Origin of the sequence: Brevibacterium sp. SIMBA_078, from assembly GCF_046534565.1 — a bacterium.
GTDB lineage: Bacteria > Actinomycetota > Actinomycetes > Actinomycetales > Brevibacteriaceae > Brevibacterium.
This window is the reverse complement of sequence record NZ_JAWRYQ010000315.1, coordinates 1-262: the sequence shown is the minus strand read 5'-3', so window position 1 is coordinate 262 and position 262 is coordinate 1. Positions and strand designations below refer to the sequence as shown.

Genomic DNA, 262 nt, shown 5'->3' with positions numbered 1-262 from the left:
AGAATTGATATTCGTAATAATTACTTTGAAAATGTCACACAAGTAACAACTACTCACCCGTGGAATAATAACTATGGAGGTACGCATGATATTACAGTTGAAGATAATATTTTTGAGGGATTGAAGGGATCATTGAAATTTGCCACGGTTAAACCTGTATCAAAGGTTCAAGTAAGATATAACACTTTTAAAAACACCAAAGGCACTGCTATAGAAATTACTTATTACTCTAACGTAAAAATTATTGCTAATACCTTTATAG

Annotated in this window: 1 protein-coding gene; it reads left to right on the top strand. The window is 30.9% G+C overall.

All coding sequences use genetic code 11. The annotated features are described in order from the left end of the window. Positions 1-262: hypothetical protein (locus SB749_RS19855; protein ID WP_410711818.1), on the top strand; the 262-nt coding region annotated here is incomplete at both ends.